Below are 23067 nucleotides of genomic sequence, written 5' to 3'. Positions count from 1 at the left end.
CTCAGCTCAACTCCGTTCGGTCATCGAGGCTGTTGAGGTCGTGGCGGTCGTGGCGGTCGTCGGGGCCCTCGCGGTGGTCGGGGCCGTCGGGGCCGTCGAGGTCGGACAGCCGCGCACCGGGCAGCCGGAGCAGGAAGTCGCGGTGCGCGGCGACGGCCTCGCGCAGTGCCGGGCTCCCGGCGGCGGCGAGTTCGTCGAGCAGTCGGGCCAGCCCGTCGGCCACCGGGCGGCCGCCGAGCGTACGCGGGACGGGTTCGTCGTGGGCGAGCTCGCTGAGCAGCAGCCGCCGTACCAGCAGGGGGCCGTGCATCCGGTGCCAGGCGACCGTGACCCGTCGTTCGGTGTCCACCAGGTGCCGGGCCTCGTCGAGGTGCGCGGTGCAGAGCTCGGCGGCCCGGCGGCCGGTCGCGCTCCCGGCGAGGCGGTCGAGCACCTGGCGCGTCCGGACGTTCGGCGGGACGTGGGCGGCGGGGTAGGCGGCGGCCGGCAGGATCAGCGGCTCCCCGGCGGCGGCGAAGGACTCCGCGAGCGGGGCCGGCATGGCGGCGAGGACGGCGCGTTCGGGGTGCACCCGGCCGAAGCCCCAGCCGCTGTCCAACTGGGTCGGCGGGACCGGCGGGACCGGCGGCAGACAGGTGGAGGTGAGGTGGCCGACGATGGTGGTGTGGTCGAGGTCGTTGTTCGCCTGGAACATCAGCGCGATGACCCCGGTCACGTACGGCGCGGCCTGGCTGGTCCCGCTGCCCGCGACGAGGAGGTCCGGGTGGATGCCGCCGGCCTTGGCCGAGACGATCCCCACACCGGGTGCGCAGACCTCGGGCTTGAGCCTGAAGTCCGCGGTGGGGCCTCGGCCGGAGAAGTCGGCGAGCCGGTCGTTGGCGGGGTTGTAGGCGCCCACGGTGAGGGGGAGACGGGCGGTGCCGGGTGAGGCGACGGTCCGGGTCGGGTCCTGGTCCGCGGGGACGAAGCGGGCGGGCTGCTCCGTCAGGCTCGGATTGGTCCAGCAGTCGAACGGTGTGGCGGTGCCCTGCGTCTCGGTGAGGGTGATCGTCCACACCCCGGGCGCGATCCGGGACTGGAGGGGGGCGACGGCCGGGGCCGGGCTGATCTGGGCGATGATCCGGTTCTTGCGGTTCGGCTCGACCCCGAGGTGCGAGGCGACGAACAGGACGTGCTGGGTCGGTCCCTGACCGACGGTCCGTCGCACCGAGGGCGAGAGCGGATCGGGATTCGGGACGACCGGGGCCATGGCGGGGCCGCCGACCGGCTGCGGCGCGGTCACGGTGAAGTTCAGCCGCCCGGGCCCGGGGTACCAGAGGGCCAGGATGTCGGCCGCGGTGTCGCCGGACAGGATGTCCAGCGCCACCGTGACGCTGCCGTTCGCGGGAACGGTGCCGGAGGCGTGCTGGCCCTCGGAGAACTGCGCGAACTGGTTCGGCCGGGCCCGCCCCCCGGTGTTCCCCGCGATGAGCACGATCGACCGGCGGGTCGCCCCGATCAGCAGGTCGTCCAGCCCCTGTTCCTCGGGGGACGTGCCGTCGTGCGCCGTGGTGGTCCCGAAGATGCTGATGTTCACCACCACGGGGGGCTTCGGGGCACCGGCCGGAAGCCATGGCTGTTCGACGACGTGACGGGCCGCCTGGAGGTCCGCGATCGAGTCGAACGTCGTGCGGACGACGGCGAGGTCCGCCTCGTACGCGATGCCGGTGACGCGGTCCGGGGAGCAGCAGCCGGGCAGGCCGATCCCGGCGGCGATGCCCGCGACGTGGCTCCCGTGGCCGTCCGGGTTGCGGGAGACGAAGGCCTGGGGCGGCGTGGGCGGCGGCGGTGCCGCGGCCAGCGCGGCGTTGATCTCGGCCGGGGTGATGACCCGCCCGCGGGTGACCGTGACGGTGGGCCGGGTACCTCCGGTGAGGGTGACGTCGGTCAGCCGGATCGGGTTGATCCGCCCGGTGTCGAACGGCGCCCTGATGAACTGGCCCTCGAAGTCGATCACCAGCGGCTGCGCCGGCAGCGGGCCGCCGGTGACGACCACGTCTCCGGCCGTCACGCCCCCGAGGGCGCTCAGCGCCGCCTGGGCGTCGGCCGCGGTCAGGGGGAGGGCCAGGACGCCGGTCGCCTGGTCGGACAGGCCGGGGGGCTGCCAGCGAAGTCTCAGCGAGCCCCCGGTCGGACTGCCGGTGGCCGTGATCGTCTGGCGCAGCGTCAGGTCGAGCAGCGACACGATCCGGGTCGTCCCGTCGAGCTTGCGGAACGCCGGGTGGAAGATGTCGATCCCGGAGTCGACGACGCCGACCACCACTCCGCGCCCCGTGAATCCGGCGGGAATGGTGGGGACGTCGGGGGCGAAGGGGGCGCCCGGTCCGTCGCCTCCGTCGCGGGCGGTCGTCGCGTCGAGGCCCGGGTCGACGCCCGCCGGGTCGGCGTTCGCCGCGTCGACGCCCGGGAGTTCGGGAGGCGGTGCCGCGGGCCCTCCGGGCCGGGTCGGACGGTTGCCGTGGACGGTGATTACGTTGTCGAGCGCGGAGATCCGTTCGAGGTCCTCGGCGGCGATCGTGCCGGCCGCGATCCGGGCCGTGCGGAACTCGGTCCAGAATCCGGCCTCCTCCACCACCGCGAGGTCGCCGGTGTACTGGAGCAGGACCTTGACCCGCTCGGTCCGGTCCAGCCGGGCATCGTCGTCCTCGCCCTGGCGGAGGGCGGCCTGCCGCAGTGTGTGCACGCGCGCGATCAGCGTTTCGTCGAGCTTCGTGTACGTCATCCGTCACCTCGCAGCCGATCGTCGGACGGCATTTATCATGGGCCCGGGAAAATCCACTGTCAATCAATATTTCGACCCCGATCATCCTGCCCAGCACGGCAGTTCACCTGCCCCGGAGAGGTCGGTGTGCGAATTGATCTCTTCTCTTCGGCTATTGATTTCACTCGTGCGGATCAATGGAATGATTGTAGGTTCGGGATGATCGAATGAATGATCGGATGGGTCTTGTCCCTCCGTCGTCGGGAGGGCCCCGCTCGGCGGGGCCGCCCTCCGCCGGCGGGGCCGCGGGCGGGACTCGGAGCCGGGTCGGATCCCAGCAGAAAGGGCTCCCCCGGGCCGATGCCCGGGGGAGCCCTCTTCGGTCGGCGCCGCCGACGGTCGGGTCGGTCGTCAGCCGACCTCGGCGACCTCGGCGAGCTCGTCGACGACACGGCCGTCGCGGAGTTCGACCACGCGGTCGGCGAGTTCCATCAGGTTGGGGTCGTGGGTCGCGACCAGGACGGTGACGCCCTCGCTGCGGACCACCGCGCGCAGCAGCTCCATGATGGAGCGGCCGGTCTCGGAGTCCAGCTGGCCGGTCGGCTCGTCCGCGATGATGAGGTCGGGCTCGTTGGCCAGGGCCCGGGCGATGGCCACGCGCTGCTGCTGGCCGCCGGAGAGCTCCCCGGGGCGCTGGTTGGCGTGGTCGGCCAGTCCGACCAGGGCGAGCAGGGTGCGGGCGCGCTCCTCGCGCTGGGCGGCGGGCACCTTGCGCAGCCGCATCGGGATGCCGACGTTCTCGGCGGCGGTGAGCACGGGCAGCAGGCCGAACGACTGGAAGACGAAGCCCAGTCGGTCGCGGCGCAGCGCGAGCCGCCCGTCCTCGTCCAGGCCGCCGAGGTCGGTGCCGTCCAGGGTGATGCTGCCTCCGGTGGGGGCGTCCAGGCCGCCGACCAGGTTGAGCAGGGTGGTCTTGCCGGAGCCGGACCGGCCCTTGAGGGCGGTGAGTTCGCCGCGGCCGATGGTGAAGGAGACGCCGCGCAGGGCGTGGACGGCGCGCTCGCCGGTGCCGAAGCTGCGGTGGACCTCGGTGACGGCCACCATGGGCGTGCTGTCGGTGCCGGCCGGTTGCTGGGTCATGCGGCGTCCCCCTGGGATCGGCCCGGCGGGTCCTGCCGACGGCGGCCGGCCGAGGTGATTTCGCGGTGTCGCTCCGAGCGGTGCACTGCGAAGCGTCCTTCGACGGTTATTTGAAGTGTTCATGTCTTAGTAGGGTCGCGGACCTGGTGCTCCGTCGGCCGCCGACCTGCTGTACCTGTCGCACTGCGCATGCGATGCGCAGCATTTGCTCATTACTTACATCCTTCGCGCAAGTCCCTTCCTTTCCTTGACCGGATCTGAAAGCATCGTCCGCTATCCGGTGATCAAGCGCCGGTGATCACCAGGACGAAAGCGCCCCGAGGGCCCGTCCGCGCAGTGCGAGACACCTGCCCGGACCGGATGCGGCGCGGACACCATTGACGACCGGGGGAGGATCGGGATGCTCGGCTTTGTCATGCGCCGTCTGCGCGGGCGACTGCCCCTGGCCACAGCCGCCCTGCTCACCGTACTGATCACGACGGCGGTGCTCACGGCGCTGGTCGCCTTCCAGCGCACCGTCGGCGAGATCGGACAGCGACAGGCACTGCAGGGCGCGGGCCACCCGCGGACCACCGTGGTGGTCAACTCCGAGCACGGGCTGGACCGGAGGGCCAAGGACGACGCGGCGGTCGCCGACTACGCCCGCGAGCTCTTCGGCGACCTGCCGGCCGAGACCCGCGGACTGTCCCGCAGCCGCTCCTACGGACTGCCGACCGGACCGGCGGGCGGTGCGCAGGCTGCCCCGACGGGCAAGCAGGCGGGCACCCCGGCCGCCCCGGCGGGCGCAGTCCCGACGGCCGCCGGGGCCGCCTCCGCCGCTCCGGCCGCCTCCGCGGTCCCCTCCGCCGCCCCGGCGGACACCGGCGCACAGCCCGGCGCCACCCGGCCCGACGACCTCACCCTGCTCGCCGCCCTCGACCGCCGCTACGTCCAACTCCTCGCCGGGGACTGGCCCGCGGCCGCGGCCCCCGGCGCCCCGGGCCCGGTCCAGGCGGCCGTCCCGAGGGCCGTGCTCACCCGCCTCGGCCTCACCGCCGAGGCCCTGCCCGCCGAGGTCCGGCTCACCGACCGCTACGGCGGCCCCCCGCTCGTGGTCCGGGTCACCGGCGCCTACCGCGCCAACGACCCCGCCGACCTCTACTGGCGGCTCGACCCGGTGCAGGGCCGCGAGATCCTCTCCGGCGGCTTCACCACCTACGGCCCGCTGCTCGTCGACGACACCGCTTTCGGTGCCCCCGGCACCCCCGGCCTCCCCCAGAACGGCCGCAGCTGGCTGATCGACGCCGACTTCACCGGCGTCGGCACCGCCGCCGTGGACGCCGTCCGGGACCGGGTCACCCCGGCCGGCGACGCGCTCAACCGCAACGCCGGACTCATCGCCCGCACCGAACTCCCCGCCCTGCTCAAGGAACTGGACTCCGGCGCGATGGTCGCCCGGTCCACCCTGCTGATCGGCGCGCTCCAACTGATCGTGCTGGCCTCGGCCGCCCTGCTGCTCGTCGTCCACCTCATCGCCAGCCGCCAGCAGTCCGAGAACGCCCTGCTCGCCGCCCGCGGCGCCTCCGGGGCCCGACTCGGCGGCTACACCGCCGTCGAGGCGACGCTGCTGGCGCTGCCCGCCGCCCTGCTGGCCCCGCTGCTCACCCCGCCGCTGCTGCGCGTCCTCGGCGGCTTCGGCCCGCTGCGCCACGTGCCGCTGGACACCTCGCTGCACTGGACCCTGTGGCCGGTCTCGATCGCCTGCGCCCTCGGCTGCGTCCTGCTCGCCGCCGTCCCCGCCCTGCTGCGCGGCGCCGGCACCGCCGTGCTGCGCCGGGCCGGCCGCCGCCAGGCCCTGGCCGCCGGCGCGGCCCGCTCCGGCGCCGACCTCGCCCTGCTCGGTCTGGCCGTCCTCGCCTACCAGCAACTCTCCCAGTACAGCGGCGGGTTGTCCCCGGACGCCGACGGCCGCCTGGGCCTGGACCCGGTCCTGGTCGCCACCCCCACGCTCGCCCTGGGCGCCGGCACCCTGCTCGTGCTGCGGCTGCTGCCGCTCGTCGCCCGACTCGGCGCCCGCCTGGCCGCCCGCGGCCGGGGCCTCGGCCCCGCCCTGGTCGGCTGGCAGCTCGCCCGCCGCCCCGCCCAGGCCAGCGGACCGGTCCTGCTCCTGGTGCTCGGTGTCTCCACCGGCGTTCTGGCGCTCGGTCAGCACGACACCTGGAACGCCTCCCAGCAGGACCAGGCCTCCTTCGCCACCGCCGGGGGCCTGCGGATCCACGGCGCCCACACCGCCGCGATCGGCCAGGGCAGCCGGTTCGGCGCCCTGCCCGGCGGCGACCGGATCATCCCGGTCGGCCGCCAGGAGCAGTCGCTGCCCGACGGCTCCCACGGCCAGGTCCTCGCGCTGGACGCCGCCGCCTTCGCCGAGCGCGTCCCGATCCGCTCCGACCTGCTCGACGGACAGGACCCGAAGAGCCTGTTCACCCCGCTCGCCGCCGGCACCGCGGGCACCGCCCCGACCGGCGTCCCGCTGCCCGGGAAGCCGCAGCGGATCGACGTCGACCTCACCTACACCCCCGGCCCGCGCCCCGCCGCGTCCGGCGACGACAGCTTCGGACCTGCCCCGGCCCCCAGGGCCCCGGAAGCCTGGCTGCTGCTCCGGGACGGCCACGACCTCTCCTTCGTCGCCCCGGTCACCGGCGTCCCCGCCGCCGGCGACGCCCGTGCCACCGTCGACCTCGCCGCGCTCACCGACGGCGGCCTCAGCTCGGTGTCCGCGCCGCTCTCCGTGATCGGCCTGACCCTCTCCCTCGGTCCCAAGGACACCGGCGAACTGACGATCCGCAGCCTCGCCGCCGCCGACCGCGCCGGCGACCCCGGGGTACCGGCCACCGTCCCCGCCGGCCTCGGCTGGACCACCAGCGGCGACGCCGCCGAACGCCCCGTCGGCGTGGACGTCGTCCCCGGCACCTCCGACGACCGGCGGCTGCTGAGCGTGCGCTACGGGGTCGGCTCCGACGCCCTCAACAACCGGCGCGCCGTCATCACCCCCGCCGAGGCCAAGCCTCCGGCCGCGATCGCCGGCGTCGCCACCCGCGGCTACCTCACCGCCACCGGATCCGCCGTCGGCGCGACCGTCCGGGTGCCCTTCGGGCTCACCACGGTGCCGGTGCGGATCACCGGCGAGGTCGCCTCGCTGCCCGTCGTCGGCGACAACGCGGTACTCGTCGACCTCGGCACGGTCGGCCGGACGCTCGCCGCCGGGGGCCGCGAGACACCCGCCCCCGCCGAATGGTGGCTGCCCGCCACCGGCCCGGACGACCGCACTCCCGCCGAGGCCGCCGCCGCACTGCGCGCCGCCCCCGGCACCCCCGGACTCCAACTGCGCGACGAGGTCGCCGCCGACCTCCTGGGCGACCCGCTCAGCGCGGCCCCGCAGAACGCCCTCGCCGCCATCGCCGTCGTCACCACCGTGCTCGCCGCGATCGGCTTCGGCGCCGCCGGGGCCGCCGCCGCCGGCCAGCGCTCCCGCGACTCCGCGCTGCTGCTCGCCCTCGGCGCCCCCAGGCGCCGCCTGGTCCGCACCGCCGCCGCCGAACAGGCCGTCCTGGTGGGCCTCGGCAGCGTCGTCGGACTGGCCCTCGGCGCCCTGATCGTCCATCTGATCGTGCCCCTCGTCGTCCTCACCCCGGCGGCCCGCCGCCCCGTCCCGGAGGCCCTGGTGGCCCTGCCGCTCGGCACCGCCGCGCTGCTGGCCGTCGCGATCTCCGCCGTCCCCCTGCTCTCGGCCCTGCTCGGCGGCCGCCGCCGCCGCGACGTGGCACAGCGCCTGCGGCACCTGGAGGAGATGTGACCGGCCCGGCCGCCACCACCGCCCCCCGACCCACGGGCACCGCCCCCGGGGCGGGCCACCGCCCGGCCCCGTGGGTGCGTACCCGGCTGCGCGCGACCCCGCTCGCCGCCCTGCTCACCGCCGTCCTCACGCTCGGCACGGTCTTCCTGGCCACCGCCTTCCCGCGGGTCCTCGACCGGGCCGCCGACCACGGCCTGCGCGACTTCCTCCGCGACCGCGGCACCGTCGCGACCAGCATCTACGCCTCCGCCGCGCTGGTCGGCGGGGTCAAGACCCTGGACGACGACGCCGCCCTGCTCGCCGCCCACGTCGGCCCCACCCTCGCGGTGGCCCCGGGCGGACTCGTGTACGGCGCCCGCAGCGGCAAGTCGCGCTCCCTGACCGACCCGGGCCTGGCCAGGCCCGAAGGCGTCGACCCGCAGATGGGCCTGCTCTACCTCCAGAGTCTGCGCGCGCACACCACGCTCGCCGAGGGCCGCTGGCCGGACGCCCCGAAGGGCGCCGCCGCGCCGGTCCCGATCGCGCTCGTCCGCGACTCCGCCACCACCCTCGGGATCCACCTCGGCGACGTGCTGAACACCGGCGAGACCCTCGACGGCGAGGCACCGCACAAGGCCGAGGTGGTCGGCATCCTCGACGCCAACGACCGCGACGACCCGTACTGGGCCGAACTCTCCTGCCCCGTCCAGGCCTGCCTCGACTTCACCCGGGGCAAGCAGCCCTACGCCTACTGGCGCCTCACCGGACTCGTCGACGGCAGCGCCCTCGACGCGGTCCAGAGCTGGCAGACCGGCGCCCAGGACTTCTGGCGGATTCCGGTCGACGTCGACCGGCTGCGCGCCGACCGACTCGACCGCACCGACCGCGAACTCGCCGCCTTCCTCACCGGGAACACCGCCAACGCACTGGCGAACGCCACCAGCCGCCCCGGCCTGCAGATCACCTCGCCGCTGCCGGACCTGCTGGACAAGGCCACCGCCCGGCAGCAGGCCGCCGCGCCGCTCGCCGCCATCGGCCCGGCCGGACTCGCCGGCGTCGGCCTGGTCGTGCTCGGACTGGCCGCCGCCCTCGCCGGCGACCGGCGGTCCGCCGAACTGCGCCTGCTCCAGGCCCGCGGCGGCTCCCGGGCCGGTGTCGTCGGGCGACTGCTCGGCGAAGGCGTCGTCACCGTCCTGCTGCCCGCCGTCCTCGCCGGAGCGCTCGCACTGTGGCTGCTGCCCAGCCCGCGCTGGGGCGGCGCCGTCCTCGCCGGTACGGCCGTGGCCCTGTTCTCCCTGCTCACCCTGCCGGTGCGCGCCGCCCGGCTCTGGTCCCGGCCCCGGGCCGGCAACGGCCGACGGCGCCTGGCCGGCGAACTCGCCGTCCTGGCCCTGACCGTCGCGGCCGTCGCCGAGGTCCGGCGGCGCGGCGTCGCCCCCGCTGGAACGGGCGTCGACCCGCTGCTGGTCGCCGCACCGCTGCTGCTCGCCCTCACCGGCGGACTGCTGCTCGCCCGCCTCCAGCCCCTGCTGCTCGGCGCGTTCGCCCGGATCGCCACCCGGCGGCCCGGCGCCATCGGCTTCCTCGGCCTGGCCCGCGCCGCCCGGGGCAGCACCGAAGGCGCCCGGCCCTCCGTCCTGCCCCTGATCGCCCTGCTGCTCGCCGTCACCACCGCGGGCTTCGGCTCCACCGTGCTCGGGGCCGTCGACACCGAGCGCACCCACGCCGCCCGGCTGACCGTCGGCGGCGACGCCTCGGTGGTCGTCCCCGTCGGCGTCCCGGTGTCGGAGGGCTTCGCCGAGGCGGCCGCCAAGTTGCCCGGGGTCCGCGCCTCCGCCCGGATCTGGGCCGACACCGAGGTGTTCGTCATCGACGGCAACGGCTCCACCCGGGTCTTCGCCGTGGTCGCCGACCCGGTCGCGTACGCGGAGATCTCCCGCTCGCTCGGGCGCGGCGCCTTCGACGCGGCCGCGCTCTCCGGCGGCACCGGCGGGGCGGACGCCCCGGTACCCGCCCTGGTCTCCACCGCGCTCGCCGGCAAGCTCGGCCCGGGAGCGACCCACCGCCTCCGGCTGCCCAACGGCGGGGAACTGCTCACCAGCACCGCCGCCACCGTCGACGGCACCCCGGCGCTCCAGGGCGACGACCGCCTGTTCGTCGTCCTCCCGGCCGGCCCGGCCGTCGCTCTGGCCCCCGAACTCGGCCGCGCCAACCTCTGGCTGGCCACCGGCAACGTCGACCAGGAGCAGCTGCGGAACCTGGTGCGCGAGCAGATCGCCACCGGCCCCGAGCGGGCCACCGCCTTCCCGACCGCGGCAGGCCAGGACAACGGCGGTCTGCCCCCCGGCTACAGCGTGCGCACCAGCGCGGCCGTGAGCGCCGCCCTCGCCGCCGACCCGCTCCAGTCCGCGGCGGCCCGGCTGTTCTGGACCGCCGTCCTCGGGGCCGGCACGCTCGCCCTGCTGGCCGTCCTGCTCACCCTGGTCCGGGCCGCGCCCGAGCGCACCGCGCTGCTGGCCCGGCTGCGCACCATGGGCCTGCGGCCGCGGCAGGGCCTGACCCTGATCCTGATCGAGACGCTGCCGCAGACCCTGGTCGCGGCGGTCGGCGGCGGCCTGGTCGCGGTCGCGGCGGTCGCCCTGCTCGGGCCCGCCTTCGACCTGTCGGTCCTGGTCGGCGCGGACATCGCGCCCGGCCTGCCGGTCGCCGTCCCGCCGGTGCTGCTGCCGACGGTGGGCCTCGCCGCCCTGGTCTCCGCGGGCGTCGTCGCCGAGGCGCTGATCGCGGGCCGGCGGCAGATCGCCACCGAACTGCGGGCGGGGGACCAGCGATGACCCTCCCGTCCGGATCCGCGTCCCTGCCCGGCCCCGGGCCCGAGCCCGGAACGCCGACCGCACCCACGACGAGCACGCCGAGTACGCCGAGCACCACATCCACGACGAGCACCACATCCACGACGACCACGACGAGCACGACGACCACGCCCCGCGCCGACGAGAGGAGCACCGCGGTGAACGGCAGCGCCCAGGACCAGAAGACCGCCCCGGCCCCCACCTTCCAGGAACTCCAGGAGCGCGCCCGCGCCGCCGCGGCCGGCCCGGCGGCGCACAGCGCGGACGCGGCCATCGTCTGCGACCGGCTGGTCCGCATCTTCAGCGCCCAGGGCGTCGAGGTGCAGGCCCTCCAGGGGCTCGAACTGACCATCCGGCAGGGCGACCTGGTCGCCCTGGTCGGCGCCTCCGGCAGCGGCAAGTCGACGCTGCTCACCATCCTGGCCGGGCTGGACGTCCCGACCGCCGGCACCGCCACCGTGGCGGGCTGCGACCTGTTGGAGATGTCGCCCCGGGAACGGCTGCGCTACCGCCGCGAGGTGGTCGGCTTCATCTGGCAGCAGACCGCCCGCAACCTGCTGCCGTTCCTCACCGCCGCCGAGAACATCGCCCTGCCGATGCAGCTGCGCGGCGGCCGGTCCTCGCGCGGCGGCTCCCGGCAGCAGGCGGCCCGGGTCGCCGAACTGATGGAGGCGCTGGAGATCGGCGAACTCGCCCGGCGGCGCCCGACCGAGATGTCCGGCGGCCAGCAGCAGCGTGTCGCCATCGCCGTCGCGATGGCCAACAACCCGCCGGTGCTGCTCGCCGACGAGCCCACCGGTGAGCTCGACTCGGAGACCGGGGCGAGCATCTTCGAGGCCTTCCGCACCGTCAACCGCGAACTCGGCGCCACCGTGGTGATCGTCACCCACGACCCGATGGTGGCCGGGGAGGTCCGCCGCACGGTCGCCATCCGCGACGGCCGCACCAGCAGCGAGGTCCTCCGCCGCACCCTCACCGACGAGCACGGTGAGGAGTCGGTCAACGAGACCGAGTACGTGATGCTGGACCGCACCGGCCGGGTCCAGCTCCCGGCCAAGTTCCTGGAGGCGCTGGGCATGGAGCACCGGGTCGCCGTCGAGCTGGCCCCCGACCACATCGCGGTCCGCCCGGACGACCTGGAGGGCCACTGAGGGTCGCTGGGACTCCCCGCGGCCGGGTCTCTCCACCGCTCCCGCCGCTGTCGGAGTGTCAGCGGCGGGACCGGCGGTCCTCCCGGCGGAACCGGAGGTACTCCCGGGCGAGCAGGCGCAGCGCGGCGGGCTTGGCGGGGCTTGCGGAGCGGTGCAGCAGCGCGCCGAGGTCGGCACGCGCCGCCGCCCCCGTGAGCCGCTCCACCCCGACGATGCAGCGGACCATCGGCCGGTGGACGGCCGGGACCAGCCCGACCACCGTCCCGGCCGAGGCCAGAGTGCGGTCCGCCTCGTCCAGCAGCCCGCCGAGCAGCTCCCGAACCGCCGGCAGGTCGCGGGCCCGCTCCAGATCGGCGCGGGTGACCCCGTGCCGCTCCAGCCGGTCCCGGGGGACGGTCAGTCTGCCCTCCGCGAGGTCCTCGGCGAGGTCGTTGACGAAGTCGAGCCGCTGGCTGCCGTCGATGAAGGTCCGGCACGCGGCGCGGTACTCCGTCTGGTCGCCGGGCGGGCCGAGCAGCGCGGCGACGACCATGAAGCCCGGCAGCGAGTACCCGTCCACGTAGCGCTGGTAGTCGTCCTCGGTGTCGAACCCGGTGAAGTCGAGATCCGCCTCCGCCGCGGCGAGGTGGTCCAGCACCCGGTCGCGCAGCTCGGGGTGGGCGGCCGCGCTGTGCAGCAGCGGCCGCAGTTCGGGGTCGTCCGTCCGGCCCTCGGCGAGGCTCCGGGTCACCTCCCGCTGCCAGCGGTCGGCGGCCGCCCGTCGTTCCGCGAGCGGGCCGCTGTCGAGCAGCGTGTCGGTCCGGTGCATGAACGCGGCCGCCGCGATCACGTGCGGGACGGTCCGCTCCGGCAGCAGCAGCCCGGCCGCCACCGCGACCTCGCGCCGGTAGCGGGTCACCTGCTGCCGCTGCCGTCCGTAGTCGGCCCGCAGACCGGCCTCCCGCACCCCGGCCGCGTCCAGCGCCCGTTCCCACCTGCCCACTCGGCTCACCCGTCCCTCTGCTCGGAAGGACCGAGCCTATGGCGTGTCCCCGGGGTCCCCGGTCCCGGGCCCGTCCGGGGCGGCCGGGCGCGGATGGGATACTGGACCGGTCCATTCCGCGGCGGCAGGTGGTGAGGGGCGGCACATGAGCAGCCGGGTGCGGGTGCTGAGGAAGCAGAACCGGCTCAGCCTGGAGGCGCTGGCGGAGCGGGTCGGGGTGACCAAGAGCTATCTGTCCAAGGTGGAACGCGGCCTCAGCGACCCGTCGATCTCCACCGCGCTCAAACTCGCGCACGCGCTGAACGTCGATGTCGGCCGGCTGTTCTCGGACGAGGTGGAGCCCGAACTGATCACGGTGGTCCGGGCCGACGAGCGGACCCCGATGGGTGCCGGGACGGGTCCGGACGCCACCCGCTACGAGGGCATCGCGACCGGTCTCACCGAGAAGCGGATGGTGCCGTTCATGATGCACCCGCCGACGGATCCCGCCGACCCGCCGTTCAAGTCCCACGCCGGGGAGGAGTACCTCTTCGTGCACGAGGGCACCGCCGAGCTGGAGTTCCCGGAGCGCACCGTCGCGCTGGGGCCGGGCGACAGCGTGTACTTCAACTCCGCCCTGCCGCACCGCTGCCGCTCCACCGGTGGTCGGCCGGCCGCGATCCTGGTGGTCATCCACGACGCGCCGTCCGGCCCCGCCGACCACGTCCCGACCCTGCCCTGACCCGCACCGGCCCCCGACCGCACCGGCCGGCCCCTGAGGCGCACCGGCCCTGGTGCACCGGCTCCGGCGGTACCGGGACCGGTGCACCGGGGGTGGCTCAGCCGGCCGCGGCGAGCAGCTCCGCGAGGCGGGCGGTGCCGGCCGGGTCCAGGGGCAGCAGCGGTCGGCGCGGGCCGCCGACGTCCAGACCGAGCAGGGCCAGGCCGGCCTTCACGGTGGTGGGCAGGCCCCCGCCCAGGATGAACTCCAGCACCGGGAGCTGGCGTTGGAAGACCTCCAGGGCGAGGTCCCACTCACCCGCCCGGACGGCGCGGTGGAGCTCCAGGACCGGGCCGGGAATCAGGCAGGGCGCGGCGGTGCACCAGCCCGCCGCGCCGGCCGAGAAGGCCGCCAGCGCGAGCGGATTGCTGCCGTTGTAGAACGGCAGGGCGCCGTCGGTGAGTTGTGTGAGCCGGTGCATCCGCCGGACGTCGCCGCTGCTCTCCTTCACCATGGTGATGTTCTCCACCCGCTCGACCAGCGAGACCATCAGCTCGGGGGAGAGGTCGACCCCGCTGGTGGCCGGGTTGTTGTAGAGCATCACCGGGACGGTGACCGCGTCCGCCACGGCCGTGAAGTGGCCGGTCACCTCGCGCTCGTCGAGCTTCCAGTACGCCTGCGGCAGCACCATGACGGCGTCCGCGCCCGCCCGTTCGGCGAACCGGGCGCGCCGGACCGCGCCCCGGGTAGTGAGGTCGGCGACGCCGACCACGGCGGGCACCCGGCCGGCGACCGCGGCGAGGGCCGCCTCGGCGGCGGTGTACCACTCCTGGTCGTCCAGGTAGGCGCTCTCGCCGGTGGAGCCGAGCGGGGCGATCGCGTGGCAGCCGGCGTCGACCAGCCGGTCCACCAGGGCGGTGAGGGCGTCGGTGTCCACGCCGCCCTCACCGCGGCCGTCCACACCGCCCTCCCCGCCCGGGGTGAACGGGGTGACCGGGTAGGCGATGATCCCCTCCAGCGCGAGTCCGGTCATCTCAGGCACCACCCTCGGAAATCGTGTTGGTGTTGGTGTCGACGCCGGTGCCGTCCGTCGTGCCGCGGTCGACCGTGCCGCCGCTGATCGCGTCGCCGTGACCGGCCCGCAGGGCGCGCCGGGCGTAGTAGGCGAAGTTGGCCTGGCTGCGCTTGGCGGTGGAGGTCCAGTCGTGGGCCTCCCGGGCGAGCGGCGCGGGTATCTCCTGGATCCGGCCGGCCGCCGAGGCCAGCAACTGGAGCCGGGCGGCCCGTTCGAAGAGCACGGCGAGGGTGCAGGACTCCTCCACGCCGGCCGTGGCGACCAGCATGCCGTGGTGGGCGAGCAGCAGGGCCCGCTTGTCGCCGAGCGCGGCGGTGATGATCTCGCCCTCCTCGTTGCCGACCGGGATGCCGGGCCAGGTCTCCAGGAAGGCGCAGTCCTCGTACAGCGGGGTGAGGTCCATGTGCGAGACGACCAGGGGCGTCTCCAGCATCGACAGCGCGGAGATGTGCGGCGGGTGGGTGTGGATGATGCAGGAGACGTCGGGGCGGGCCCGGTACACCCAGCTGTGGAAGCGGTTGGCGGGGTTGGCCATGCCCTCGCCCTCCAGGACCTCGAGGTCCTCGTCGACCAGGAGGAGGTTGTCCTCGGTGATCTCGTCGAAGCCGAGGCCGAGCCGCTGGGTGTAGTAGGTGCCCGGCTGTTCGGCCCGGGCGGTGATCTGGCCGGCCAGGCCGGAGTCGTGCCCGGCCTCGAAGAGAATCCGGCAGGTGAGGGCGAGCTTCTGGCGAATGGTCCAGTCGTTGTCGGGGATCGCGGTGCGCATCCTGCGCTGCGCGAGGTCGACCAGGTCCGCCTTGGCGGTGGTCAGGGTCTCGGCCATGGCCGGGGTGCTCCTTCGTTCGGGGGCGTGCCGCAGCGGCGCGCGGCGGCCTGGTGTCGCGTGCCGGACGCGCCGGCAGGACACTGCGTTCACCATAGGACACATCGTGTCCTTGCGTCGACGGTGATGCTGTCCATGGCGCCGATGGTGACCCCGACGTGGAGCGGAACGGAACGGAACGGAGCGGAACGGGCCGCCGGACCGTCAGCTCCCGTCGCCCGTGCGGCGGATCAGCCCGGAGCGTTCGGCGTCCGAGCGCAGGTCGTTGCCGGGCGCACCCCGGTCGATGCGGTCGCCCCGGCCGGCGGCCGTGCAGAGGGCGAACACGAGCAGGGCGCTCGCCGCCGCGGCGAGGATGCCGAGGGCGGTGAGGACGCGGAGCCAGGTCATGGGAGATGCCTCCAGGGGTCGGCGCGAGGGAGTGCCGCCGGGGATATCGGCAGACCGGCCGACCAGGTCGAGTGTCCACGGGCGGTTCCACCTGCCGACCGCCGCGCGCACGGTTGTGCACGCGGGCGGTCGAGGCAACCCGGCGCGCGTCAGGCCCAGTTGTGCGCCCCTACGGCAACGTCGTGCGCGTCGGCGATCGCCACCGGACCGCGTCCGGGCCTCGTCGGACGGCCACCGTCGGACACCCCGAACCGTCCGGCAGCGGGCGGATCGACGGCGTCCGGCCGACCGTCCGGGAGCACCCTCGCGGTCGCCCCGGGGCGCGCCAGTGGCCCGGCATCGCGGTCGGTGCGCGCACCCGGATCCGGGCGACTCGGCCCGCCGGTAGCGGCCGGCCGGGGGTCGAGGTGCCCGTCCGGGGTGAGCCCGGTCAGCGGGCCGACGGCGGCGCGGCCGCGATCCCGGCGGCCGCCGTGCCGCACGCTTCCGGGTCGTCGGGGGCGATGACGACCGCGTCGCTCCCCGCCGATCCCGGCCGGGCCGGAGGCGGACCGTCGACGGATGCGGCGTTCCTGCCTCCGCTCCGCTGCCCGTCGGGGCTGCCCCGACGGCCCCGACTGTCCACTGCCGACCGGACCCGAGCCCGCCCTGCCGGGCCGTCGGGCTCGGAGGCCGGGTGTCGGGCCCGGTGTGTAGGTTGCGCTCATGGGCATGCACGGCGGGCCGGGAGCGGTGGCGTGGGTGGAGACCCTCGGCGGGCCGTTCGTCGTGCTTCCCGAGGTCGGGCTGGAGGCATGGTCGGGATCGGCCGGGAACGACGACGCCGGTGACGACTACGACCGGGCCTGTCGTGTCGACGGCTTCATGGGCCTGCTCCGGGTCGGCTCGGTGGAGGCCCTGGTCCTCGGGGACGAACCCGCCTCGACCGCGTACCTGCCGGAGCAGGGTGTGTTCGTGCGTTGGTCGGCGGCGGAGTCCGAGGGGGCCATGCTCGGGAGCGTGGACGCGGCGATGCTCGCTGCGTCGTGGGGGCCGGAGCTGACCTGGCAGGTGCCGGGACCGGTCGTGCTGTTCGACGCCGTCTGGACGGGTGAGGAGTCCCGCCGGCAGGACCACGTACGGGTCGGCCTGGAGGCCGGGTTCTACGGCGTGCGTGCCGCCTATGTCGAACCCGACCCGCGGACCGCGCTCACGCTGGTCGCCGTGCGCCGCCTTCCCGGGTGATGCGTCCGGACCGGACCGGGTGACGACGAGCCGTCCTCCGGCAGGGACCGCGAGCTGTCCGCCCACCCGGCTGCCCCGGTGTCCGTGGACAGCGCCGCCACCGCACGACTTCGGCACCGGGCCCGGGAACCGCCGGGGGACCGGACGGCGTGGATTGTTATCGTTCCAGGTCGGGCACGGACGGGACGGGTGAGCGGTATGGACGGGTCGGCCATCGTGGGCGGAGCGAGGACGGTGGCGCCGGGCGCGGGCCGGACGGCGGAGGCGGGGATGGAACCGCGGGGACCGGTGGACCTGCGCGGCGTGGCCGGAGAGCCGTTCGTCGTGCACTACCCGGCCGACGCGGTCGTGGTCGTCTCCGGGCTGCCCGGCAGCGGCAAGAGCACCCTGCTGCGACGCTGGTCCGCCCGCGCGCCGCAGGCCGTGACCGTCGACCCGCGCGCCGTGCACGAGGCCTGCGCGGCCGTCATGCCGGACCGCCTGCCGTACGCGGTCTACCGCCCCTGGGCCCGGCTGGAGCACTTCCGGCTGCTGCGCCGCTCGCTGCGCCGGGGCGGGCCGCTGCTGGTGCACGACTGCGGCAGCCGGGCGTGGATGCGCCGCTGGCTGGCCCGCGAGGCCGCCCGGCAGGAACGGGAGCTGCACCTCGTGCTGCTCGACGTCGGGGCGGCGACCGCGCTGGCCGGTCAGCGGGCCCGCGGACGCTGGGCCTCGAACCGGGTCTTCGCCCGCCACCGCCGGGGCCTGGACCAGCTGCTCGTGGCGCTCACCGCGCACCTCCGGGGCGCCGCGGCGACGCCGGTTCCGGAGGCGGCGTCGGTGCTGCTGCTGGACGGCCGGTCCCGCTCGCGGGCGGACGAGGCGCGGTTCGGCCGCGACGCGCTGGCCGACGGGGGCTGACCGACGAGGGCCGACCGACGAGGGCCGACCGCAGGACCGCGGGGGCGGGTTCCCGGGCCGGCCGGGAGCCGCCGATGGACCGTGGCCGGAGGATCCCCCTCCGGTGGGCGGTTGACGCGGGTGCGGGTCGGCCGGGGAGACTGTGCGGTAGACCGTCCTGCCGATCAGTCAGTCGCGAGGGAGCGCACCCTATGCCCGGCCCCACCGCCGTCACCGACAGCCTCTGGTTCCGCCGTTTCCATCCGTTCGACACGGCGCCCGCCCGGGTCGTGATGTTCCCGCACGCGGGCGGTTCGGCGGGCTTCTTCCGGGACTGGTCGGCCGAGCTGTCGCCGTACGCGGACGTGCTCGCCGCCCAGTACCCCGGCCGGCTGGACCGGATCGACGAGCCGGCGCTCGACTCGCTGCCCGAGCTGGCCGACCGGGTCTACGCCGCGCTGCGGCCGTGGGCGGACCGGCCGCTGGTCCTGTTCGGGCACAGCATGGGGGCGGCGATCGCCTTCGAGGTGACCCGCAGGTTCGAGCGCGACAAGGTGGCCGGTCCGGTGCGGCTGTGCGCCTCGGGCAGCCGGGCGCCGTCCGAGCCGCGCGACTCCACCGTGCACCTGCTGCCCGACGAGGGGCTGCTGGCCGAGCTGGGCAGGCTCGGCGGTACCGACGAACGCCTGCTGGCCGACCCGGAGCTGAGGGAGATGATCCTGCCCTCGCTGCGCGGCGACTACACGGCCATCGAGACCTATGTGGCCGAGCCGGAGGACACGGTCGGGGTGCCGGTGACCTCGCTGACCGGTGACAACGACCCCCGGGTGACCCTCGATCAGGCGGGCGACTGGGCCGCGCACACCACCGGCGGGTTCGATCTGAAGGTCTTCCCCGGTGGCCACTTCTACCTGACCCACGAGCGGGCCGGCGTGCTGGACGTGGTGAAGTCCCACCTGCGCGCCGTCTGAGGCGCCGGTCGTGTCCGGGGCGCGGGTGTCCGCGCCCCGGTTCGAATTCGGCCCGGTTCGGATTCGGGCCGGTCAGGGTCCGGCGACGGCCTGTTCGAGCAGTTCCCGGAGCGCCCGGCCGCTGAAGAGGCCTGCCCACGCGCTCCGGCCGGTCGCCTTCACGGTGTCGGCCCTTCGTCGGCGTGACCTTCTCCGGCGTGACCTTGTCCGGCCTGACGGGGCTCGGTCTGGCGGGGTTCGGCCTGACGTGGCTCGGCGTGCCGGGGCAGGGCCCGGGGCGGCCGCCCCCAACTGCCCGCGTGGGGCGGTTCCCAGACCGAGCAGTCGTGGGCGAAGAGGACCCGTCGCGGGTCGAACTCGCCGAGTCGGTCCAGCCAGGACCGGTAGCCGGGGAGCGGCTGTTCCACGCCTTCGCGGGCCGCGTGGCGGGCCAGGTGGTCCGACGCGAACTCGGACGCGAAGTCGTACGCCTGGCCGGCCAGGACCACGGTGCCGTCGTCCTGCCGGACCACGAGCGACTGGTGCCCGTCGGTGTGCCCGGGAGTGGGGAGGATCCGGACGCCGGGCAGGACCTCGACCTCGCCGTCGACCTCCTGGTAGGTCGCGCCGGGGAAGTCGACGAGCTCGTCGACGGTGTAGTCGCCCCGGCGGGCGGCGGCCAACTCCACGGCCTGGACCAGGATCGGCGTGCCGGCCAGCAGCGGGTTCCCGCCGCAGTGGTCGAAGTGCAGGTGGCAGTTCACGACCAGGGAGATGTCCGCGAGGGTGACTCCCGCGGTGGCGAGGGCGCCCTCCAGCGGCTTTCGCCGGGGGCGGTAGTGGGCCTCGGTCCCGGGGTCGGCGGCACCGATGCCGGTGTCGAAGAGGATCAGTCCCCGGTCGTGCCGCACCAGATAGGCGAGCACGGGTTCGACGCGTGGCCGGGGGCCACCGGTTTCCGGCGCGGGGCGGACGAAGTAGCCCAGGTCGAGTCGGTGCACCGCTGTGTGATTGCCCATCCGGTCATCCTGACGGGCCGCCGGGTCCGGTCCGGGGCTGTCCGCCGACAGCGGATTCGACCGGGTCCGCGGTGCGGCGGATCCACCCTTCCCGGGGGGTCCAGGGCGGCGGATCACCCGGGTGTCGCGCAGGTAGGGACGACCGGAATGACAGGAGCAATCGGGGAGACATCAAATGTTGACACGTTTGTGACAACAGGTCACGCGTAAAGCCTTCCCCAAATGCTGGCTGTTCTGGCATGTTGCGTTCAACCCCCGTGCGATCCCCTCACGCACGGGCCCCGATCGGAGGACGCACGTGTCACCCCTGATATCCCGGCGTGTCGGCCGCCCCACCGCCGCGCTCGCCCTGCTGGCCGCCGCGGCCCTGGCCACCCCCGCCACCCTGGCCGTCGCGGCGCCCGCCGTGCCCGCCGCCGCCCCCGTCGTCCAGGCTCCGGCCGCTCCGGCCGCCCCCGCCGCGCCGCAGAGCCAGGCCGCGCCGCAGGCTCCGGCCGCCGCCACCGCCTGGGCCGCCGGGACCCGCGCCTACCTGGTGATCAGCGCCCCCGCCGACATCGCCGCCGCCAAGTCCGCGGTGACCGCCAACGGCGGCACCGTCTTCGCGAGCTACGACGCGATCGGTGTCGTCGTCGCCCACTCGACCAGCACCGGCTTCGCCGCCGCGGTGCGCGCGGTGGCCGGTGTTCAGCAGGTCGGCGCGACCCGCACCTCGGACGTTCCGGCCGACGCCTACAACCCGGCCCTGCCCGCGAACCCCGCCCAGTCGGCGACCACCCTGACCGAGTCCAACCGCTGGGACATGACCCAGATCAAGGCCGACCAGGCCTGGGCCGTCTCCACGGGCTCGTCCACGGTCAAGGTCGGCGTGCTGGACACCGGCGTCGACGACCAGCACCAGGACCTGGCGCCCAACTTCGACGCCGCCGACTCCGCCTCCTGCGCCTACGGCAAGGCCGACACCCGCACCGGTGCCTGGCGCGACGTCGACACCCACGGCACCCACGTCGCCGGCACCATCGCCGCGGCGAAGAACGGCAAGGGCGTCATCGGCGTGGCCCCCGGCGTCAAGATCGCCTCGGTCCGGATCGCCGAGCCGACCAGCACGCTGTTCTTCGCCGAGAACACCGTCTGCGGCTTCGTGTGGGCCGGTGACCACGGCTTCAAGGTGACCAACAACAGCTACTACACCGACCCGTGGCAGTTCAACTGCCCGGACAACCTGGACCAGGCGGCCATCATCGAGGGCGTCCGCCGGGCCCAGGCCTACGCCGAGGGCAAGGGCTCGCTCCAGATCGCCGCGGCCGGCAACTCCAACTACGACCTGGCCAACAAGACCACCGACAGCGACAGCCCGAACGACTCCACCAAGGTCACCCGGACCATCACCAACGCCTGCATCGACATCCCGACCGAGCTGCCCGGCGTGGTGACCGTCTCGGCCATGGCCAGCGGCACCGGCAAGGCCTCCTACTCGAACTTCGGCCGGGGCGTCATCGACGTCGCCGCGCCCGGCGGTGACGGCGCCACCGGCGTGTACTCGACGCTGCCCGGCGGCAAGTACGGCACCAAGAGCGGCACCTCGATGGCCTCCCCGCACGTCACCGGTGTCGCGGCGCTGATCGCGAGCGCCAACCCGACCTTCACCCCGGCCGACATCCGCGCCCGCCTGGCCACCCAGGCCAACGACGTGGCCTGCCCGTCCGACAGCCGTTGCACCGGCACCACCGCCAACAACGCCTTCTTCGGCGAGGGCCAGGTCGACGCGCTCAAGGCGGTCGGCGGCGGCACCCCGCCCACCGGCAAGTACTTCGAGAACCTGACGGACGTGGCGATCACCGACAACGCGACGGTGGACAGCCCGCTGGCCGTGACCGGGGTCGGCGGCAACGCCCCCACCGCGCTCAAGGTCGGCGTGGACATCAAGCACACCTACCGCGGTGACCTCGTCATCTCCCTGGTCGCGCCGAACGGCACGGTCTACCTGCTGGAGGACTTCACCGACAGCGACAGCGCCGACAACGTGGCCAAGACCTACACCGTGAACGCCTCCGCGAGCCCGGCCGACGGCACGTGGAAGCTGCGGGTCAAGGACGGCGCCTCCGGTGACGTCGGCACCGTCGACGCCTGGAACCTGACCTTCTGACCGTCGCCCCGTCCGGTGGGCAGTGCGGACGGGGAACGGGACGCGCCGCGGCGGCGGGGGCAACCCCGCCGCCGCGGCTTTTCCGTACCTGTCCCCAGGGTTCCTCGTGCTCCGGCCCGGTCGTCCTGCCGTCAGCGGGACGGGGGCCCCGGCAGCAGGGGACCGGGGAGCAGTGGGCCGGTGACGTTCTTGACCTCGTCGTCGTTCCCGTTCACGGTCGTCGTGACCGAGCTGGTCACGGCGGAGGCCAGGCCGAGCACCAGGAAGAGCACCAGCAGACCCCGGCCCGCGCCGCTCATGACCAGCGGCCGGGTCGCCGACACCTTCCCCTCGGGATCCGAGCCGGGCTCGTCGCCGAAGAGCTGCTTCGGGTAGGCCGAGGTGAGCATCACCAGGTAGGCCGTGTACCGCATCCGGTAGCGCAGCACGGCCGCGCTCGCCTCGAACAGGGGCTGCGGCATCCGTCCCAGGACCAGCACCACCAGCCAGCTGATCCAGCCGACCACCCACCAGCCCGCGTAGAGCAGCCACTGCACCACGGCGGCCGGGACGACCAGCACGATCCGGAACAGCACCGCGAGCCGGTTCAGCTCCCCGGGCCTGAGGCCGACCTGCACGGGGTAGTCGGGGACGCGGAAGGCGAACGGCGGATAGCTGCCCGTCGTCATCATCAGGTAGGCGTTCACCCGGGTCTCGTACGGCACGTACGCGCAGAGGTAGTCGGCGGCGAAGACCGGGAGCCGGCCGAGGACGAGGGCGCCGAACCAGCCGATGACCGTGACCACGAACGCCACCACCGACAGCACCCAGAGCACGATGAACTGCGGGATCAGCAGCAGGAGCCGGAACAGCACGGTCAGCCGGTTCTGGGCTCCGGGGGCGGGGATGTCGAGCGAGGGCAGCCATTCGTTCGGGTACGGGGCGGCGGCGGGGGGAGCCTGCCACATCGGGGCCTCCAGGGCTCGGCACCGGGGCGCGCGGCGGACCCGCGCGTGCTCCGAAGATCGCAGCCGTCCGGGCGGTCCGCGCGCTGCGTTGCGCCACTCGGGGGAGGGCGCCCGGCCGATCGGAACCGGTCATTCAGACAGTCGATCCGATAAGCAATCGATCGCTGCATGACGGCGAAACCTTGGCGAAGTGGTCGTGATCGATCGATTGTGGTCGAAGGTTCTCCGGGGGGCGGGG

15 protein-coding genes and 1 pseudogene are annotated in these 23067 nt (G+C 74.8%); 8 read left to right on the top strand and 8 right to left on the bottom strand.

Annotated elements, in window-relative coordinates; genetic code table 11:
• Position 1: 1 nt before the first annotated feature.
• Positions 2-2761 carry a S8 family serine peptidase gene (locus tag ACW14Y_RS04755; protein ID WP_456985972.1) on the bottom strand — a complete coding sequence of 920 codons (2760 nt, stop codon included), beginning with the start codon at positions 2759-2761 and terminating at the stop codon, positions 2-4.
• 390 nt (positions 2762-3151) lie between these two features.
• Complete coding sequence (locus ACW14Y_RS04750) at positions 3152-3880, bottom strand: ABC transporter ATP-binding protein (RefSeq protein WP_380299180.1); 729 nt, start codon at positions 3878-3880, stop codon at positions 3152-3154.
• Positions 3881-4280: 400 nt separating this feature from the next.
• Here ACW14Y_RS04750 and ACW14Y_RS04745 point away from each other — a divergent pair, with 400 nt between their 5' ends.
• The 3 genes from ACW14Y_RS04745 to ACW14Y_RS04735 all read left to right on the top strand — a co-directional run bounded on the left by ACW14Y_RS04745 (position 4281) and on the right by ACW14Y_RS04735 (position 11694).
• Positions 4281-7712, top strand: a complete 3432-nt coding sequence (locus ACW14Y_RS04745) for an FtsX-like permease family protein (RefSeq protein WP_456985971.1) — start codon at positions 4281-4283, stop codon at positions 7710-7712.
• Positions 7709-10525, top strand: a complete 2817-nt coding sequence (locus ACW14Y_RS04740) for an FtsX-like permease family protein (RefSeq protein ID WP_456985970.1) — start codon at positions 7709-7711, stop codon at positions 10523-10525. Before ACW14Y_RS04745 ends, ACW14Y_RS04740 begins: the two co-directional genes overlap by 4 nt.
• Before the next feature lie 176 nt (positions 10526-10701).
• Positions 10702-11694, top strand: a complete 993-nt coding sequence (locus tag ACW14Y_RS04735; RefSeq protein WP_380299176.1) for an ABC transporter ATP-binding protein — start codon at positions 10702-10704, stop codon at positions 11692-11694.
• A gap of 58 nt (positions 11695-11752) precedes the next feature.
• Here ACW14Y_RS04735 and ACW14Y_RS04730 read toward each other — a convergent pair whose 3' ends face one another.
• Positions 11753-12676, bottom strand: a complete 924-nt coding sequence (locus ACW14Y_RS04730) for a phytoene/squalene synthase family protein (protein WP_380299175.1) — start codon at positions 12674-12676, stop codon at positions 11753-11755.
• Between the two features lie 145 nt (positions 12677-12821).
• On the opposite strand from ACW14Y_RS04730, the gene ACW14Y_RS04725 reads away from it, so the two are divergent.
• On the top strand, positions 12822-13397 hold the full coding sequence (locus ACW14Y_RS04725) for a helix-turn-helix domain-containing protein (protein WP_380299174.1): 576 nt from the start codon (positions 12822-12824) through the stop codon (positions 13395-13397).
• Positions 13398-13494: 97 nt separating this feature from the next.
• Here the strand turns inward: ACW14Y_RS04725 and ACW14Y_RS04720 are convergent, their stop codons facing one another.
• The 3 genes from ACW14Y_RS04720 to ACW14Y_RS04710 form a co-directional block, all read right to left on the bottom strand.
• Positions 13495-14409 carry a dihydrodipicolinate synthase family protein gene (locus ACW14Y_RS04720; protein WP_380439018.1) on the bottom strand — a complete coding sequence of 305 codons (915 nt, stop codon included), beginning with the start codon at positions 14407-14409 and terminating at the stop codon, positions 13495-13497.
• Between the two features lies 1 nt (position 14410).
• The gene (locus ACW14Y_RS04715) at positions 14411-15274 is read right to left on the bottom strand and encodes an aldolase (protein ID WP_380439016.1); all 864 of its coding nucleotides are present in this window, start codon (positions 15272-15274) and stop codon (positions 14411-14413) included.
• Between the two features lie 204 nt (positions 15275-15478).
• Positions 15479-15664, bottom strand: coding sequence for a hypothetical protein (locus ACW14Y_RS04710; protein WP_380299171.1), 186 nt, complete (start codon positions 15662-15664; stop codon positions 15479-15481).
• Between the two features lie 705 nt (positions 15665-16369).
• Here ACW14Y_RS04710 and ACW14Y_RS04705 point away from each other — a divergent pair.
• From ACW14Y_RS04705 to ACW14Y_RS04695, 3 genes are all read left to right on the top strand, one after another.
• Positions 16370-16888, top strand: a complete 519-nt coding sequence (locus ACW14Y_RS04705; protein WP_456985969.1) for an Imm21 family immunity protein — start codon at positions 16370-16372, stop codon at positions 16886-16888.
• Positions 16889-17158: 270 nt separating this feature from the next.
• Positions 17159-17788, top strand: coding sequence for an AAA family ATPase (locus ACW14Y_RS04700; protein ID WP_456985968.1), 630 nt, complete (start codon positions 17159-17161; stop codon positions 17786-17788).
• 191 nt (positions 17789-17979) lie between these two features.
• Positions 17980-18738, top strand: coding sequence for a thioesterase II family protein (locus ACW14Y_RS04695; RefSeq protein ID WP_456985967.1), 759 nt, complete (start codon positions 17980-17982; stop codon positions 18736-18738).
• A 302-nt stretch (positions 18739-19040) separates the two neighbouring features.
• On the opposite strand, the pseudogene ACW14Y_RS04690 reads toward ACW14Y_RS04695, so the two are convergent.
• Positions 19041-19736: pseudogene (locus ACW14Y_RS04690) on the bottom strand (N-acyl homoserine lactonase family protein); the annotation flags it as partial.
• A 298-nt stretch (positions 19737-20034) separates the two neighbouring features.
• Here ACW14Y_RS04690 and ACW14Y_RS04685 point away from each other — a divergent pair.
• Positions 20035-21882, top strand: a complete 1848-nt coding sequence (locus tag ACW14Y_RS04685) for a S8 family peptidase (protein WP_402724838.1) — start codon at positions 20035-20037, stop codon at positions 21880-21882.
• Positions 21883-22013: 131 nt separating this feature from the next.
• On the opposite strand, the gene ACW14Y_RS04680 is transcribed toward ACW14Y_RS04685, so the two are convergent.
• A complete protein-coding gene (locus ACW14Y_RS04680) occupies positions 22014-22829 on the bottom strand; it encodes a DUF4389 domain-containing protein (protein WP_456985966.1) in 816 nt (271 codons plus the stop codon).
• Positions 22830-23067 lie beyond the last annotated feature (238 nt).

The organism is Kitasatospora sp. cg17-2 (genome assembly GCF_054031055.1).
Note: the sequence above shows the minus strand (reverse complement) of the source record. Positions and strands in the feature narration are given on the sequence as shown.